The 14,144-nt window shown below is 51.6% G+C and carries 14 protein-coding genes and 1 tRNA gene; 2 read left to right on the top strand and 13 right to left on the bottom strand.

All coding sequences use genetic code 11. The features are described from left to right. The 8 genes from Q4E64_RS00715 to Q4E64_RS00680 all read right to left on the bottom strand — a co-directional run bounded on the left by Q4E64_RS00715 (position 1) and on the right by Q4E64_RS00680 (position 10,015). On the bottom strand, positions 1 to 1,260 hold the full coding sequence (locus tag Q4E64_RS00715) for a saccharopine dehydrogenase family protein (RefSeq protein ID WP_303165742.1): 1,260 nt from the start codon (positions 1,258 to 1,260) through the stop codon (positions 1 to 3). A gap of 325 nt (positions 1,261 to 1,585) precedes the next feature. Beyond that, the gene (speE, locus tag Q4E64_RS00710) at positions 1,586 to 2,440 is read right to left on the bottom strand and encodes a polyamine aminopropyltransferase (protein WP_303165741.1); all 855 of its coding nucleotides are present in this window, start codon (positions 2,438 to 2,440) and stop codon (positions 1,586 to 1,588) included. Between the two features lie 61 nt (positions 2,441 to 2,501). Then, on the bottom strand, positions 2,502 to 3,950 hold the full coding sequence (locus Q4E64_RS00705) for an aminotransferase class I/II-fold pyridoxal phosphate-dependent enzyme (protein WP_303165740.1): 1,449 nt from the start codon (positions 3,948 to 3,950) through the stop codon (positions 2,502 to 2,504). 429 nt (positions 3,951 to 4,379) lie between these two features. Further along, positions 4,380 to 6,029 carry a biosynthetic-type acetolactate synthase large subunit gene (ilvB, locus tag Q4E64_RS00700; protein WP_368501466.1) on the bottom strand — a complete coding sequence of 550 codons (1,650 nt, stop codon included), beginning with the start codon at positions 6,027 to 6,029 and terminating at the stop codon, positions 4,380 to 4,382. Positions 6,030 to 6,068: 39 nt separating this feature from the next. Further along, entirely contained in the window at positions 6,069 to 6,608 is a 540-nt protein-coding gene (gene ilvN / locus Q4E64_RS00695) for an acetolactate synthase small subunit (RefSeq protein ID WP_303165738.1), read from the bottom strand. 373 nt (positions 6,609 to 6,981) lie between these two features. Next, positions 6,982 to 7,066 (bottom strand) — tRNA-Leu (locus Q4E64_RS00690). Between the two features lie 111 nt (positions 7,067 to 7,177). Then, a complete protein-coding gene (locus tag Q4E64_RS00685; RefSeq protein ID WP_303165737.1) occupies positions 7,178 to 8,686 on the bottom strand; it encodes a Na+/H+ antiporter NhaC family protein in 1,509 nt (502 codons plus the stop codon). A 123-nt stretch (positions 8,687 to 8,809) separates the two neighbouring features. Next, entirely contained in the window at positions 8,810 to 10,015 is a 1,206-nt protein-coding gene (locus tag Q4E64_RS00680; RefSeq protein WP_303165736.1) for a DHHA1 domain-containing protein, read from the bottom strand. A gap of 137 nt (positions 10,016 to 10,152) precedes the next feature. Between Q4E64_RS00680 and Q4E64_RS00675 the strand changes: the two genes are divergently transcribed. Next, positions 10,153 to 10,821: an HAD hydrolase-like protein gene (locus Q4E64_RS00675; protein ID WP_303165735.1), complete on the top strand. Its 669-nt coding sequence runs from the start codon at positions 10,153 to 10,155 to the stop codon at positions 10,819 to 10,821. Next, positions 10,781 to 11,536, top strand: coding sequence for a metallophosphoesterase (locus Q4E64_RS00670; protein WP_303165734.1), 756 nt, complete (start codon positions 10,781 to 10,783; stop codon positions 11,534 to 11,536). Before Q4E64_RS00675 ends, Q4E64_RS00670 begins: the two co-directional genes overlap by 41 nt. Before the next feature lie 92 nt (positions 11,537 to 11,628). Here the strand turns inward: Q4E64_RS00670 and Q4E64_RS00665 are convergent, their stop codons facing one another. The 5 genes from Q4E64_RS00665 to Q4E64_RS00645 are packed head-to-tail and all read right to left on the bottom strand — an operon-like array spanning position 11,629 to position 14,131. Beyond that, positions 11,629 to 12,540, bottom strand: a complete 912-nt coding sequence (locus Q4E64_RS00665; protein ID WP_303165733.1) for a hypothetical protein — start codon at positions 12,538 to 12,540, stop codon at positions 11,629 to 11,631. Next, positions 12,527 to 13,057, bottom strand: a complete 531-nt coding sequence (locus Q4E64_RS00660; RefSeq protein WP_303165732.1) for a type II secretion system protein — start codon at positions 13,055 to 13,057, stop codon at positions 12,527 to 12,529. The genes Q4E64_RS00665 and Q4E64_RS00660 overlap by 14 nt, the downstream gene beginning before the upstream one ends. Further along, positions 13,005 to 13,304 (bottom strand): hypothetical protein, encoded by a 300-nt coding sequence (locus tag Q4E64_RS00655; RefSeq protein WP_303165731.1) that lies wholly within the window; start codon positions 13,302 to 13,304, stop codon positions 13,005 to 13,007. The genes Q4E64_RS00660 and Q4E64_RS00655 overlap by 53 nt, the downstream gene beginning before the upstream one ends. Next, positions 13,291 to 13,767 (bottom strand): Tfp pilus assembly protein FimT/FimU, encoded by a 477-nt coding sequence (locus tag Q4E64_RS00650; protein ID WP_303165730.1) that lies wholly within the window; start codon positions 13,765 to 13,767, stop codon positions 13,291 to 13,293. Before Q4E64_RS00650 ends, Q4E64_RS00655 begins: the two co-directional genes overlap by 14 nt. Next, positions 13,751 to 14,131, bottom strand: a complete 381-nt coding sequence (locus Q4E64_RS00645) for a type II secretion system protein (RefSeq protein WP_303165729.1) — start codon at positions 14,129 to 14,131, stop codon at positions 13,751 to 13,753. The genes Q4E64_RS00650 and Q4E64_RS00645 overlap by 17 nt, the downstream gene beginning before the upstream one ends. Between the last annotated feature and the right edge of the window lie 13 nt (positions 14,132 to 14,144).

Raw genomic sequence — 14,144 nt, 5'->3', positions numbered from 1 at the left:
TTATTCCACCGTCGCCGGGTTTTCATCGACTACCCACGGCAGGCCGTATTGATTGAGCATCTCCATATACGGATCGGGATCGAATTCTTCTACATTAAATACGCCCTTGCCCTGCCATTGCTTAGTAACCACCAAAGCCGTGCCAATCATAGCCGGTACGCCGGTAGTGTAGCTGATGGCTTGGGAGCCGACCTCTTTATAGCATTCCTGATGGTCGCAGACGTTGTAAATATAAATCGTCTTTTGCTTGCCGTCCTTAGTGCCGGTAAAAATGCAGCCGATATTGGTCTTGCCCACAGTGCGGGGGCCCAAAGACGCCGGGTCGGGCAGCAAGGCTTTCAGAAACTGGATAGGCACAATCTCATGCCCTTCATAATTGATAGGCTTGGTGGACAGCATACCCACGTTCTCCAGGCATTTCATGTGGGTCAGATAGCTTTGGCCAAAGGTCATAAAGAAGCGAATGCGCTTCACGCCGGGGATATTTTTTGCCAAAGACTCAATTTCCTCATGGTGCAGCAAATACATATCCTTCATGCCCACCTGCGGAAAATCGTACTCTCGCTTAATGGACATAGCGGGGATTTCCACCCATTTGCCGTTTTCCCAATAGGAGCCGGGAGCGGAAACCTCGCGCAGATTGATTTCAGGGTTAAAATTAGTTGCGAAGGGATAACCGTGATCGCCGCCGTTGCAGTCTAAAATATCAATGGTTTCAATTTCATCGAAGTAATGCTTCAAAGCGTAAGCGGAAAAAACGCTGGTTACGCCGGGGTCGAAGCCGGTTCCCAACAACGCCATGATGCCAGCGTCGGCAAATTTTTGCTTGTAAGCCCATTGCCAGGAATAGTCAAAATAAGCGGAGAAGCCTTCCTCCTCGCAGCGCTTGTCATAAACTGCGCGCCATGCGGGGTCGTCGATATCTTCCGGCTCGTAGTTAGCGGTATCGATATAGTCCACCTTGCACTCCAGGCAAGCGTCCATAATGGTCAAATCCTGATAGGGCAGAGCCACGTTCAGCACTGCGTCCGGCCGGTAAGCCTTAATCAAAGCCACCAGCTCGTCCTTATTATCAGCGTTCACCTGCGCCGTAGTAATGACGGTGGAGGTAGTGGGCTGCAATTTTTCCTTAACCGCATCGCATTTTGCCTTAGTGCGGCTGGCAATGCACAGCTCCGTGAATACGCTGCTGTTCTGACAGCATTTTGCGATAGCCACGCCGGCGACGCCGCCGCAACCGATAACCAATAATTTACTCATAATCTTCATCTCCTCGTGTTAATTTAAATCTATGTGTATATTTTTGTAAAACAATAACTCCCTCAGTCATTTTGCTACGCAAAATGCCAGCTCCCTCAAAGAGGGAGCAAAAATATAATTGAAGTGCTACTTTTTAATTGCCCCCTCTTAGAGGGGGCTGTCACCGAAGGTGACTGGGGGATAAATTAAAAATCTCTTTCCTCAACGCACATTAGAAGTGCCGGATAACAAGGAACAGCGCGGTGGATGCAGCGAAGGCGTACTAAAATGTACGTCGAGCAAATCCACAAGCTGTGACGCAGGAAGACGGCGCTTCTAATGCGCGTTATTTTTCTTCTTCTTCGAGCATATCCTCAACATACTTAGGCAGCATAAACGCTCCCTTGTGCAGATTAGCCGAATAATACCAGGTCTTAATGCCCCGCGCCTTCCACTTCACCGGATCGAAATCCTTAAGCGGATGATATTTTTTCGACGCGAAACCAAAAAGCCAATATCCCGAAGGGCAGGTAGGAATGGCCGCCTGGTAGACGCGGCTGATGGGAAAGCTGTGGCTGGCCTTGCGGTGCATAGCGCGGCAGGTTTCTTCATCCTCGTCGTAAAACGGGCTGCCGTGCTGGTACACCATAATACCGTCCTCTTTTAAGGCGCGGTAGCAGTTACCGTAAAACTCCTTGGTAAACAGCCCCGCCGCATGCCCCAGAGGGTCGATAGCGTCGTTAATTATTAAATCGTATTCGTCGACCTTGGAGCGCAAAAAGCGCAGGCCGTTGGCGTTGAACACCGTTACCCGGCTATCGTCCAGACCGATAGCGTTATCCGGGAAAAAATCGCGGCACACGTCGATAAAAACATGGTCCGTTTCCACCACGTCTATCGCCTCGATTTCAGGATAGTGGGACAGCTCGCGGGCTACGCCGCCGTCGCCGCCGCCGATAACCAGCACCTTGCGCACGCCGGGATGCACGGCCATGGGCACATGCACAATCATTTCGTCGTACACAAACTCGTCCTTTTCCGAAAAAACGATACTGCCGTCGCAGCTGATGAAGCGGCCAAACTCCTTGGATTCAAACACGTCGATGCGCTGGAAATCCGTATCTTCGCCAAAAAGCTGCTTTTCTATTTTTATGTCGAGCTTCACGTCATCCGTATGGAAATCGGAAAACCACAGTTCCATTTCATCACAACCTTTAATCAAGCTTTGTTGAACGCATAAAGAAGCGCCAAAGTCCGCGCTTCTAAACAAGCACGTTGATATTATTTACGTCCGGGTCCTCAGGTCCCTGCATGGAGCAGCCCTTTTCTTTGGCGTAAATAATGTATTCGATAATCTCCTTGGTAATTACCTCGCCCGGCGCCAGAATAGGGATGCCCGGCGGATAGCACATAACGAACTCGCTGCAAATGCGGCCCGCCGTCTGGCGCAGCGGCAGCGACTCGTCCTTGGCGTAAAAGGCTGCCTGCGGCGACACGACTACCTGCGGCGCAATATATTCCGTATTCAGCATCAAGGACGGGTCGCGGGAATACAGGCGCTTGATATCCGCTAAAGCCCCCACCAGCCGCTCGATGTCCTGAATGCGGTCGCCAATGGAAATATACGCCAAAATGTTGGCGATATCGCCAAATTCTATCTGAATATCGTATTCGTCCCGCAGCAAATCGTAAACCTCGATGCCGGCCAGGCCGATATCGCGCGTGTAAACGGACAGCTTTGTTACGTCGAAGTCGTAAATACTGCCGCCGTTTTTCAGCTCGCGCCCATAAGCATAAAAGCCGCCGATGGAATTGATTTCTTCGCGAGCGTATTCCGCCATTTCGGCGACTTTCTCAAAAGAGCTTTCGCCGCGCATATATAAATTACGCCGGGAAATATCCAGGCTGGACAGCAAAAGGTAGGACGCGCTGGTAGTCTGCGTCAGGTTAATAATCTGGCTGACATACTCCCAGTTTACAGCAGGTCCCGTCAACAGCAGCGAGCTTTGGGTCAGGCTGCCGCCCGATTTGTGCATGGATACCGAAGCCATATCCGCCCCCGCCGCCATAGCGTTGACCGGCATATTAGGCCCGAAATAAAAATGCGTACCATGAGCCTCGTCCACCAGGCACAGCATATTATTAGCGTGCGCCAGCTTGACAATGGCGCGCAGGTCGGAGCAAATGCCATAATAGGTGGGATTGTTCACCAGGACGGCCTTCGCGTCCGGGTTGGCCTTAATAGCCTTTTCCACCTCGCCGATTTCCATCCCCAGCGAAATGCCCAGCTTGCCTTCTACCTGCGGGTTGATGTATACGGGTATAGCGCCGTTTAAAACAAGCGCGTTGATGACGCTTTTATGCACGTTGCGCGGCAGGATAATCTTATCCCCCGCCTTAGTCGACGAAAGCACCATGCTCTGCACGGACGAGGTAGTGCCCCCCACCATAAAGAAAGCGTGCGCCGCGCCGAAGGCTTCGGCTGCCAGCTGTTCCGCATCGCGAATCACGGACACCGGATGGCACAGATTATCCAAAGGCTTCATGGAATTAACGTCCAAACTAACGCATTTTTCTCCCAACAGCTCCCGCAACTCCGGATTGCCGCGCCCGCGTTTATGTCCCGGCACGTCGAAGGGCACTACGCGCTTTTTGCGGAAGGCCTCCAGCGCTTCGTACACCGGCGCCGATAATTGTGATAGCTTCTCCATAATTCTCTCCCCAAATAAAAATAAAGGCAGGCGATTTTAACCACCTGCCTTGCGCGTCTTTCAGCACGGCACACCTAATGTGCCCATTTATCGACGCAACTTACTTTCAGAGTTTGTACAGCAAATATTACTTCTACTACTCTTATTGACCGTTTCACAAGTGATACTTAAATTGATTGCTAGCAATCACCTTATAAAATTTGAGCTTTAACTCAATCAATAATGCGGCCAAAGCCGCGCCGGCAGCAGTCCCGCCTGTCCGTATGGGCTTAACTATTCCAAGAATAGTGGACTAATATTTGCATGAAAGCAAGCTGCATTCATGTAATTTTATTGTAACATTTTTAACTTGTTTGGGCAAGGGCTTTCATAAAATAAAAGGACGCCGCGCAAGGCGACGCCCCAAGGCAAGTAAACACGCTGCATAATTTAATTGTTTTTCTCAAATTTAACAAAATCATTAATGCCCAGACCGGGAGCCACCATGGGCTGCACCATATTGGCCGGGTCAAGCGTAACCTCGATTAAATAAGGAGCGTCCGTCTGCATAGCGCGCTCCAAGGCGGCAGCCAGCTCCTCCGGCGCGGCAACATGTTCTCCCTCGACGCCAAAGGCCTGCGCGTATTTGACAAAATCTACGTAGCCCGGCATTTCGCAAGCTGTAAAGCGTTTGTCAAACTGCACCGTCTGTAACTGGCGAATCATGCCCAACCCGCTGTTGTTAAAAACAATGGCGATAACCGGCAGCTTATTGCTGGCAATAGTAAACAGCTCCGAGCCCGTCATCTTAAAGCCGCCGTCGCCGCTCAGGCAAATTACGCGGCTTTTGGGCCGCGCCAGCTGCGCGCCCATAGCGGCAGGCAGGCCGAAGCCCATCGTCCCCAGTCCGCCGCTGGTAATCCACTGACGCGCGAATTGGATTTTCAAATGCTGCGCCGCCCACATCTGGTGCTGGCCTACGTCCGTAGTAATAATATAATCCTTGTCCTTGATGACAGGATTCAGGGCTTTGAAAAATTCCGGCGCTTCCTCCTGCCCCGCGTCGTCGTCCATACCCGGCCAGGAAGCGATACGCTCCCACCAGGCCGACAGGTCGTGGGGAACGCCGCCCTTTTCCAAAAGATTGAGCGTCATATTCATATTACCCGTAATGCCGATGCTGGAATCAATATTCTTATCCAGCTCCGCCGGGTCGATATCTAAATGAATAATAGTTTTATTGGCGCTATAACTGCTGCGTTCTCCCGTTACGCGGTCGTTGAAGCGGCTGCCCACCGCCAAAATCAAATCCGCCTCTTTGACGGCGTTATTAGCGCGTTCATGTCCGTGCAGCCCAGTCATGCCCAAAAACAAGCTGCGGTAAGCGCTGATAGCGCCCAAGCCCATCAAGGTGCTGACTACGGGAATGCGCAGCTTTTCGCACAAATGCATGGCGTCGTATTCCGCATCGGCGTTGATTACGCCGCCGCCCACCAGCATTACGGGGCGCTGCGCTTTATTGATGGCCGCCACAGCGGCGTCCACCCGCTCCTGGTCGGGCAGCAGCGGCGGCAGCTCGCGCAGCTTATCCGGCGTATAATCCAAAACGGCGGTCTGCACGTCGCGCGGCACGTCCACCAGCACCGGGCCGGGCCGCCCCTCCTTAGCCAGCTGAAAAGCCAGCCGCAAAGTCTGCGCCAGGCTTTCCGGATTCTTCACTAAAAAATTATGCTTGGTGATAGGCATGGTAATGCCCGTGATATCCACTTCCTGAAACGCGTCGTGCCCGATTAACGCGCGTTGCACCTGACCGGTAATCGCCACCACGGGCGTAGAATCGAGAAAAGCCGTCGCCAGCCCCGTCACGAGATTAGTAGCGCCCGGCCCGGAGGTAGCGATGCACACGCCCACCTTGCCGGAAGCGCGGGCAAAGCCGTCGGCCGCATGCGCAGCTCCCTGCTCGTGCGCCGTTAAAATATGCTGTATCGAAGATTCGCGTAAAGCGTCGTAAAATGGGAGAATCGCTCCTCCCGGATAGCCAAAAACGGTACTTACACCCTCTTCGGCCAAAATTTTGACCATAATTTCTGCGCCGGTCATCTGCATAAGCACACATCCTCTCCTGAATCACCGCTAAAATTATATCGCCGTATGCTGGTCGTCCATAGCAGGCCACTGATAACGGGACTGTTCCACCGACAGGGAAGCATCGCCGCGCTCCAAAGCTACCAGACCGGTCTGCACCATTTCGGTAACGCCGTAGGGACGCATAATATCCACAAAAGCCTTCAGCTTACCCTCGTCGCCCGTCGCTACAAAAATCAGCGACTCGCCGGTAACGTCCACGGCGTGCGCGCGAAAGACCTCCGCCAGCTGCAGCAGCTCCATACGCTTAGCGCCCGCATGCACCTTTACCAAAACCATGCTGCGGGTAGCGCTGGACTTGGGCGGCAGTACCTTAACACGCTCCACCTCCACTAGCTTGGCCAGCTGCTTGCACACCTGGGTTATCGTAGGCTCGTCAGCCTCCATCGTAACCGTCATACGGGAAAATTCCGGATTTTGTGTCGTGCCCACAGCCAGACTGTCAATATTAAAGCCTCTGCGGGAAAACATACCGGCAACGCGCATCAAAACGCCGGGCTGATTGCGTACAACTATCGACAATATCTGTTCCATACTGCGTCCCTCCTAAAAATAACGCCCCCATCTGCATAGGCAGACAGGGGCAAGCCTGTTTAAAACAATTATGACAAGCGTCCATTTTTTTGTCAAGCAAATTTGTAACAGGAAGATATATTTATCTTTACTTCTCCATGATACTGTTAAGTTTATTACAAATTATTTCGTCCACCAGCTAGGCTTGTTGCACTTAGATTGTATATTGATCATCAAAGCAAGCAATGCTTATCAATTATTTTTCGGCGATTTGGCGGAATTTCTTTCGGCGATTTGGCGGAGTTTCTTTGATTTTTATTTAAAAATTTTAATAAAAATCAAAAGTCCCCGCAAGATTACTCAAAGCCTTGCAGGGACTTTACTATTTTAAAATTGGTGCGAGTGACAGGAATCGAACCTGCACGCCGAAAGGCGCTAGATCCTAAGTCTAGTGCGTCTGCCAGTTCCGCCACACTCGCATTTAAACAGCGTCAGCTAGTACTGCCTCAGGTCGGCAACTAGCTGTACATGAGTATTATAGCACAAAGCGCTATTCAATGTCTACTGCTTATCTGCCGCAGTACAGCTTATTAAGCCGCATGCTTCCTATCGTAATAATTCCAGCCAAAGATTACTACCAATAACAGAGCTACCGCAATTACTGTACTGATAGTAGAAGCGGTCAGACCGGCGATAATAAAGCCCACGAAAGCAATGACGCCGTTAATAGCGGCATAGGGCAGCTGGGTTCTGACATGATCCGCCAGATTGCATTCAGCGCCCATGGACGATAAAATCGTCGTATCGGAAAGAGGCGAGCAATGATCGCCGAACAAGCCGCCGGACAAAACTGCGCCGACGCAGATAGCGTAAGAAATACCAAAAGCGTGCCCCATCGGAATAGCCAGGGGCATTAAAATGGCAAAGGTACCCCAGGAGCTGCCGGTAGAAAAGGATATCACCGTACCAAACAGGAAAATGCACGCGGGAATCAGCACGGGCGTAAAGTTAATGCCCTGCAGAATACCAATGATGTATTTAGCCGTTCCCAGTTTGCCGAGCATGGCGCTCAGGGACCAAGCTAACAGCAAAATAATGGCTACGTCCGTCATCCCCATCATGCCCTTAACATACAGGCTAAATGTATCCTTGGGCTTCTTTACTTTGAAACCGCAGATCATAAACATCAGCAGCACGCCTGCCAGAAAATAGCCGGTAGTCAGCGCGATACGAAAAGCGTTGCCAGGAATTTTAGCGAAGGGAAAGCCCATAGGGCTCAAATCGATAATCAAAGTAGCGAACACCATCAGAATCGGCAGAATCAGCATGAAGGGATTGGAATTACCTAAAGAATAGCCGTCCTCATCTACGGGAGCAACGTAATGATCCTCCATTTCTTCGGGAACAGGCTTATCCTTTACCGCATCCTCCGCTTCCTTCATCGCTGCAAAATCTTTTTTAGTGACGGCTATTAAAGGAATCATCAGCACGGCCAAAATCGTATAAATTTGAAAGGGTATGGCCTGAATAAAGGTTTCATAATCGGAAACATTTACCTGCAAATTTTTAAACTGCGCTTCGATAAGGCCCATAATATAAACGCCCCAGCCGATAAAGGGAATCAGCACGGCCACCGGCGAAGAAGTGGAGTCCAGCACCCAGGCCAGCTTTTCACGGGAAAGCTTCAGCTTATCGAATAACGGACGGAACACAGGGCCTACCAGCAGCGCCGTACCCAAATCGGTAAAGAAAATTACTACGCCGCCCAGCCAGGCGCCCAGCTGCGCCTTCAAAGGCGTATCCACAAATTTATGCACATATTTAGCGAAGGACTGCGCGCCGCCGCCGTTTTCCAGCAGCTTAATAAAGCCGCTGATAAATAAGATAAGCACGATATTACCGGCATTGTAGCTGTCCATAACCTGTTTAAAAAAGTAATCGCCGATCAAAGCCTTGGAGGCAAGAAAGGGATTGCCGCTGCACAGCAGCATAACGCCTGTAAAACAGCCGCAGAACAACGAAAAGATAACATTCTTCGTCTTAATAGCCAAGCCGATAGCTAGCAAGGACGGCAAAACGCTCAATATCCCAAAATCCATCCATAACACCTCTCCGAATAAGATTTACTTGCAGCAGCATGAAGGCTGCACGCGCCGCCAACTTGTATATTATATAGTGCAGCTCATGAATATGCAAGTTTTATTTAATTTATGCAAAATTTCTTACACAGCAGCGGCCTGCCGCGCGACAGTATGCAGCTTCTCCAGCCAATCCTCGCAATAGTCGCTGCCGCCCTGAGCGCAGTCGCTCTTGCCGCCGCCGCGGCCGCCAAAAGCGTCGTTCAGCAGTTTAATAACTCCGCGGCAATCCCCTTGGGCCGCATTGCCCAGCACTACGGCATAGCTGATGCGCTCCGGCTTAGCCGCCGCCAAAATAGTAACGGAGTCGACCAGCGCGGCTGCCTTAGGCAATAAATATTTAATATCCTTAGCGTCGCACCCCTCCAGCGGCATAGCCACGACCTTTAACCCGTCAGCCCGCTGAGGCGCGGCCTCATAAGCGTTGTGCAGCTCTTTTTCCGCTGCGGCCAGCAGCTTGCTCTTGGCCGCGTCAAGCTCGGCCTGCCAATCGGCCTTCAGCTTAGCCAAATGCTCCGGCACCAGTTCCGGCTTAGTGGATAAGCCAGCCGCAACCTGCAGCAGAACGCTGTTCTTTTTATCCGCGTCCAGCAATGCGCGCTTTCCGCATAAAAATTCCACGCGGCAGCCGCCTTTATGCTTTTCATGGCGAATCACCTTCACGCTGCCCAACATACCAGTAAATGGCGGATGGGTACCGCAGCAGGTGCAAATATCCGCGTCCTGCACGCTGACAATACGCAAAATCCCCGTCAGCTTACTGTTGAACTTGCGCATCTTATCCTTCAGCTTCACCGCTTCGCTGCTGTCCATATAATCTACGGATACGGGACGGTTATCCCAAATTATCTCGTTCGTATACAGCTCCGCCTTGAGCAGCTCCTCCTCCGTCAGCTCCTTATCCAAATCGATAGTCACCATGTCCTCATTCATATGAAAGCCGATATTATTAGCTTCGAACAGCTTCCAGCAGGCATAGGATAAAATATGCTCGCCCAGATGCTGCTGCATACGGTCCAGGCGCACAGGCCAGTCCAGCACAGCCTGTACTTTCGCCCCTACCGACAACGGCTCCGTACATTCATGGTAAATATGTCCGTCCTTTTCCGAAACGTGGACGACATCGACGCCGCCCAGCTTGCCGCGGTCGCTCAGCTGCCCGCCGCCTTCCGGGAAGAAAACCGTTTGGTCCAACTCCACCAGATACAAGCCGTTCTTTTCCGCGCAGGCCGTCACCACGGCCTCGCAGGAGCGTAGCAGCGAATTATTTTCAAAAAGCTTTACAGTCATTTATGATCCCCCCAAAGTAAATCCACAGGCTCCTCACATCCTGCTAATGATATTTTACCACCATCGTGTACAAATATGATATAATTATAGCGTATTTTAATTTTTACACAGCAATGTGAAGCGATAAGGAGTTATAAATGTACCAAAATTTACTTTTTGATTTAGACGGCACCCTGACCGATTCTGCCGAAGGCATCACTAAATGCGTACAATATGCCTTGGCTAAAATGGGCATTGACGAGCCTGACCTGCATAAGCTGGAGGTTTTCATTGGCCCGCCCCTGCGCGCCAGCTATATCAAATACTTTGGCCTGACGCCGTCGCAGGCGGAGGAAGGCATAGCCCACTACCGCGAGCGCTACACTACTACCGGCATCTGGGAAAACAAGGTTTATCCCGGTATGATGGAGCTGCTGGCTGCGCTCAAGCAGGACGGCCGCCGTCTGGGCATGGCCACCGCCAAGCCGGAGGTTTTCGCTCTGCGCATTGCCGAACGCTTTGGCTTTAACGAATATTTAGAGGACGTAACCGGCTGTACTTTAGACGGCAAAACGGATAACAAGGCTTTAGTCGTAGCCGCCGCCTTGGAAAAATGGCAGCTGCGCACGCCGGAACAAAAGGCTGCGGCAGCCTTGATTGGCGACCGGCGCGAGGACGTACTGGCCGCTCATGCCAACGGCATCGCCTGTATCGGCGTCGGCTTTGGCTTTGCCGCTCCCGGCGAGCTGCAGGAGGCCGGAGCAGACCATTACGCCGCCACCATGGATGAGCTGCGTCGGCTGCTTTTGCCTGACCAGTGCAGTTAAAAATTCCGACGAGGTAAGCAATATGCATATTTACGCCATCGGCGACCTGCACCTGTCAGGCGAACCGCCCCAAAAGCCTATGGAAATTTTCGGCGCTCATTGGCAGGATCACAAGGAAAAAATCAAAAAGAACTGGCTGGCCAGCGTACAGCCGCAGGATACGGTCATCGTCTGCGGCGATATATCCTGGGCCATGGGTCTGCAAAACGCCGCTCCCGATTTAGCATGGCTGGCGCAGCTGCCGGGACGCAAGTTGCTGCTGCGCGGCAACCACGATTACTGGTGGGCCAGTCTGGCTAAAATGCGGCAGCAATACGGCAGCGATTTTGAATTTTTGCAGAACAACTGCCTGCTGGCGGATAATACCGCTATCTGCGGCACGCGCGGCTGGATTTTGCCCTCGTCGGAAAGCTTTACGGCTGAGGACGAAAAAATCTACAAACGGGAGGCTATCCGTTTGGAACTGGCGCTACAGCAGGCGGCGGCGCAGAAACCGGAGCGCATCGTCGCAGCCTTTCATTACCCGCCCCTTTTTGCGCCGGAGGAACACACGCTTTTTACCGGCCTGCTGGAAAAGTACGGCGTGCAGCATTGCGTTTACGCCCATATCCACGGAGAAAACCATGTGCAGCCCTTTGAAGGAGAACGCAGAGGCGTGTATTATAAACTGGTATCCTGCGACACGCAGGGCTTCGCCCTTACGCAAATTATTTAACCGCAAGCGCCTCCCCTAAACAAATTCATCTACATACAAGTAAAACCATGCTCAGAGTTGATGCTCTAAGCATGGTTTTTTGTTATGCAATATCAACTTTCGACAAAGGCTGCCGACGTAAACGGCGCTACCACGTCCGCGTCGGCGGTAAATTCTGAAGCTCCCAAAAATTGTATTTCATTGGCGGCAATAAAGCCGTTGATTTTGCAGCCGGGCTCGATAATCACACGGCTGTACGCCATAATCAGCGCTTTATCAAGCCGCGTATTTTTCTTAATGGTGACGCTGCCGTTTTCACTTATCAGCGCCACGCGATGAGGGAAATGACAGCTTTCACCAATAATTATCGCCCCGGATTTTCCTACTACGGAAGAACCCAGCATCAAAGTATTGGCTTTAAAAGTAATAGCGTCGCTACTGTTGAGATAATAAAAACGTGCGTGCAAGCCGTCCATATCAGTATTATCAATAGTTAAGCTATTCAAAGCCTTATTGTACAGGAAATACATTTGCGGCAATCGTACTTCTTCTCTGCTTGCTTGTATATATAACGACTGCTGCGGCAAATATTCCAAGCCTTTGGTCTTGACGCTGGCTAAAGCGTAATTAGCCGCTAAATTCCTCTGCGCGTCGGAAAACGTAAGCTGCAAACGTGAAATCTGCTGCGCTACGTCCGCGTACTTGCCGGACGTAGCTTTAAATTGCAAAAGATGTATTAAATTGTCGCTGCTGTAAGAACTAGTTCCCTGGATTTGCACATCAACGCCGCCGGGCTGCAATACGCTGTCCAAAGCGACCCATTTTCCAGCCTGCGGGCGCTCGTAAAAATACTTCTGCATGAACGAACTGTTAAGGCGGCGCATTTGTCTGGCAGCCAAAGCCTCCTGTGTTTTAGCAAATTGGCGACTGCTCCACAATAAGCCTAAATGAGCTATAGCCGCCAGCAGCAGGCAGGTCAAAAGCAGCAGCACGCTGATACTGCCCTTGCTTTTACCGCTCATCATGCACCTCGCCGTTATAACACGTTATTAACTGGCTGAAATTCCTGCTGCCGCGCTTACCGTGCAGCGTAAACCGCAGCAATAAATTCCGCTTGTCCACGCGACGCGCCTGCCAGCCGCTGACGTCTACGCCTTCGATAAACAAAGGGTTTACGCCGTCGCCTGCGGCAGTGCTGATGCGCAGGTACAATCCCGAATTTGCCGGATATATGGCGTAACTTTTGCTGCCCAACAAGCTTTGGTAGCTCACCTTATTATCCGCAGCGATGGTAATTTCCAGCGCGTTATATGCAAGGCTTTTTTCTAAAATGCCCTGCATATAAGCTCCCGCTTGCTGCAGCTCTATCTGCGCTTGCAAAGCCTGCCAGTTTTTGGTAAAGCCTTGTGCGCCAACGCAAACCATGGCCGCTAAAACAGCGCTTACAGCAAGCCCGGCCGTCAGCTCCAGCAGTATAAAGCCTTTACTTTCACGGCGCAGCCTGCAATAGCGTACACAAAGGCTGTTCCTTAACTCCTTCATATACCTGCACCTCCATCAGCCGTATGCCCTGCCGCTCGCTTATAGTACGCGCCGCACGCCATCGCTCCGGCAGTTCCTCGCCAATCGCCGCCAGCTGCGCCGCCTGCCAGCCGTCCTCCAACTGCAAAGTACGTTCCTGCAAACGCAAGCTGCTCTGATAAGCGCTGCCCGCAGCTAATAATAAAATACAGCTCAAGCACAAGCAGATTATTTCGCCCACCAGGAAAAATCCCTTACTCGCCTTCATAAACCAACACTCTTCCCGTAACCGGCTGCAGCGCTACACGGCAGGAAAAATCTCCCAGCCGCCGGTGACGCAGCACATATTCGCCGTTAGCGGTCGGCGCGCCCAAAGTTCCGAAGCTTACCGAAGCAATACTTCGCTGAAAATAAACTTCACCGCAGCCAAAATCGCTAAAAGCTATTGTGGCGAACCTATTCATCCCATCCACAAGCGTGTACACGCTCTTGTCAGCGTTTAACGGCTGCAATTTGCGCGTCACATTACTCCCCTTATACAACGCCCGCTGCTGCAAAGCGCGCAGATCGGACGCTAATACTTGCGCCGCCACCCGCACCTGCCGCTTATAATATTGGCTCGTAACAGCCTCGCCCTGCACGAATAAAAAGCCTGCCGCCGACAGCAGAACGGCGCAAGCCAAAAGCAGCTCCCACAGGATAAACCCGCGTTGTCTAGTTAGCCGCGCCACCGGAGCTGGCCGGCGAACTTACATCCGCGCCTTTAGCATTTTTACCAGTCAAGGTATAAGTTCCGTTATCATTGGGCGAATAAACCAGGGCCGTGCCCGTCGCATCCTTAAATTCCAGTTTGCCGCCTAAATATTCGCTATCCAAAGCGCTCAAAGAATCGGGCAGGGAACCGTTATCCATACGGTAAATCTGGATAGCCTGGTCGATAGTCGCCAAATCGTTAGTCAATTTAGCGTTTTTTACTTTATCGTTAGCGCCCGAAAGGGACGGAGCCAGCATGGTCGTCAACACGCCGATGAGCGCGGCAGCCGCTACTACTTCGATTAAAGTAAAACCGCTTTGCTTACGCAACTTGCTTAACATAATCATCCTCCTT

It is taken from the genome of Phascolarctobacterium sp. (assembly GCF_030531065.1).
Classification (GTDB): Bacteria; Bacillota; Negativicutes; order Acidaminococcales; family Acidaminococcaceae; genus Phascolarctobacterium_A.
The sequence above is the reverse complement of the archived record's forward strand: the minus strand, read 5'-3'. Positions and strand labels throughout refer to the sequence as shown.

Coding starts and splice junctions, on each gene's coding strand:
- Q4E64_RS00680 (WP_303165736.1), bottom strand. CDS start 10,015: ATGACTGTAAAGCTTTTTGAAAATAATTCGCTGCTACGCTCCTGCGAG.
- Q4E64_RS00660 (WP_303165732.1), bottom strand. CDS start 13,057: ATGAAGGAGTTAAGGAACAGCCTTTGTGTACGCTATTGCAGGCTGCGC.
- Q4E64_RS00705 (WP_303165740.1), bottom strand. CDS start 3,950: ATGGAGAAGCTATCACAATTATCGGCGCCGGTGTACGAAGCGCTGGAG.
- Q4E64_RS00685 (WP_303165737.1), bottom strand. CDS start 8,686: ATGGATTTTGGGATATTGAGCGTTTTGCCGTCCTTGCTAGCTATCGGC.
- speE (WP_303165741.1), bottom strand. CDS start 2,440: ATGGAACTGTGGTTTTCCGATTTCCATACGGATGACGTGAAGCTCGAC.
- Q4E64_RS00665 (WP_303165733.1), bottom strand. CDS start 12,540: ATGATGAGCGGTAAAAGCAAGGGCAGTATCAGCGTGCTGCTGCTTTTG.
- ilvN (WP_303165738.1), bottom strand. CDS start 6,608: ATGGAACAGATATTGTCGATAGTTGTACGCAATCAGCCCGGCGTTTTG.
- Q4E64_RS00645 (WP_303165729.1), bottom strand. CDS start 14,131: ATGTTAAGCAAGTTGCGTAAGCAAAGCGGTTTTACTTTAATCGAAGTA.
- Q4E64_RS00715 (WP_303165742.1), bottom strand. CDS start 1,260: ATGAGTAAATTATTGGTTATCGGTTGCGGCGGCGTCGCCGGCGTGGCT.
- Q4E64_RS00655 (WP_303165731.1), bottom strand. CDS start 13,304: ATGAAGGCGAGTAAGGGATTTTTCCTGGTGGGCGAAATAATCTGCTTG.
- Q4E64_RS00670 (WP_303165734.1), top strand. CDS start 10,781: ATGAGCTGCGTCGGCTGCTTTTGCCTGACCAGTGCAGTTAAAAATTCC.
- ilvB (WP_368501466.1), bottom strand. CDS start 6,029: ATGACCGGCGCAGAAATTATGGTCAAAATTTTGGCCGAAGAGGGTGTA.
- Q4E64_RS00675 (WP_303165735.1), top strand. CDS start 10,153: ATGTACCAAAATTTACTTTTTGATTTAGACGGCACCCTGACCGATTCT.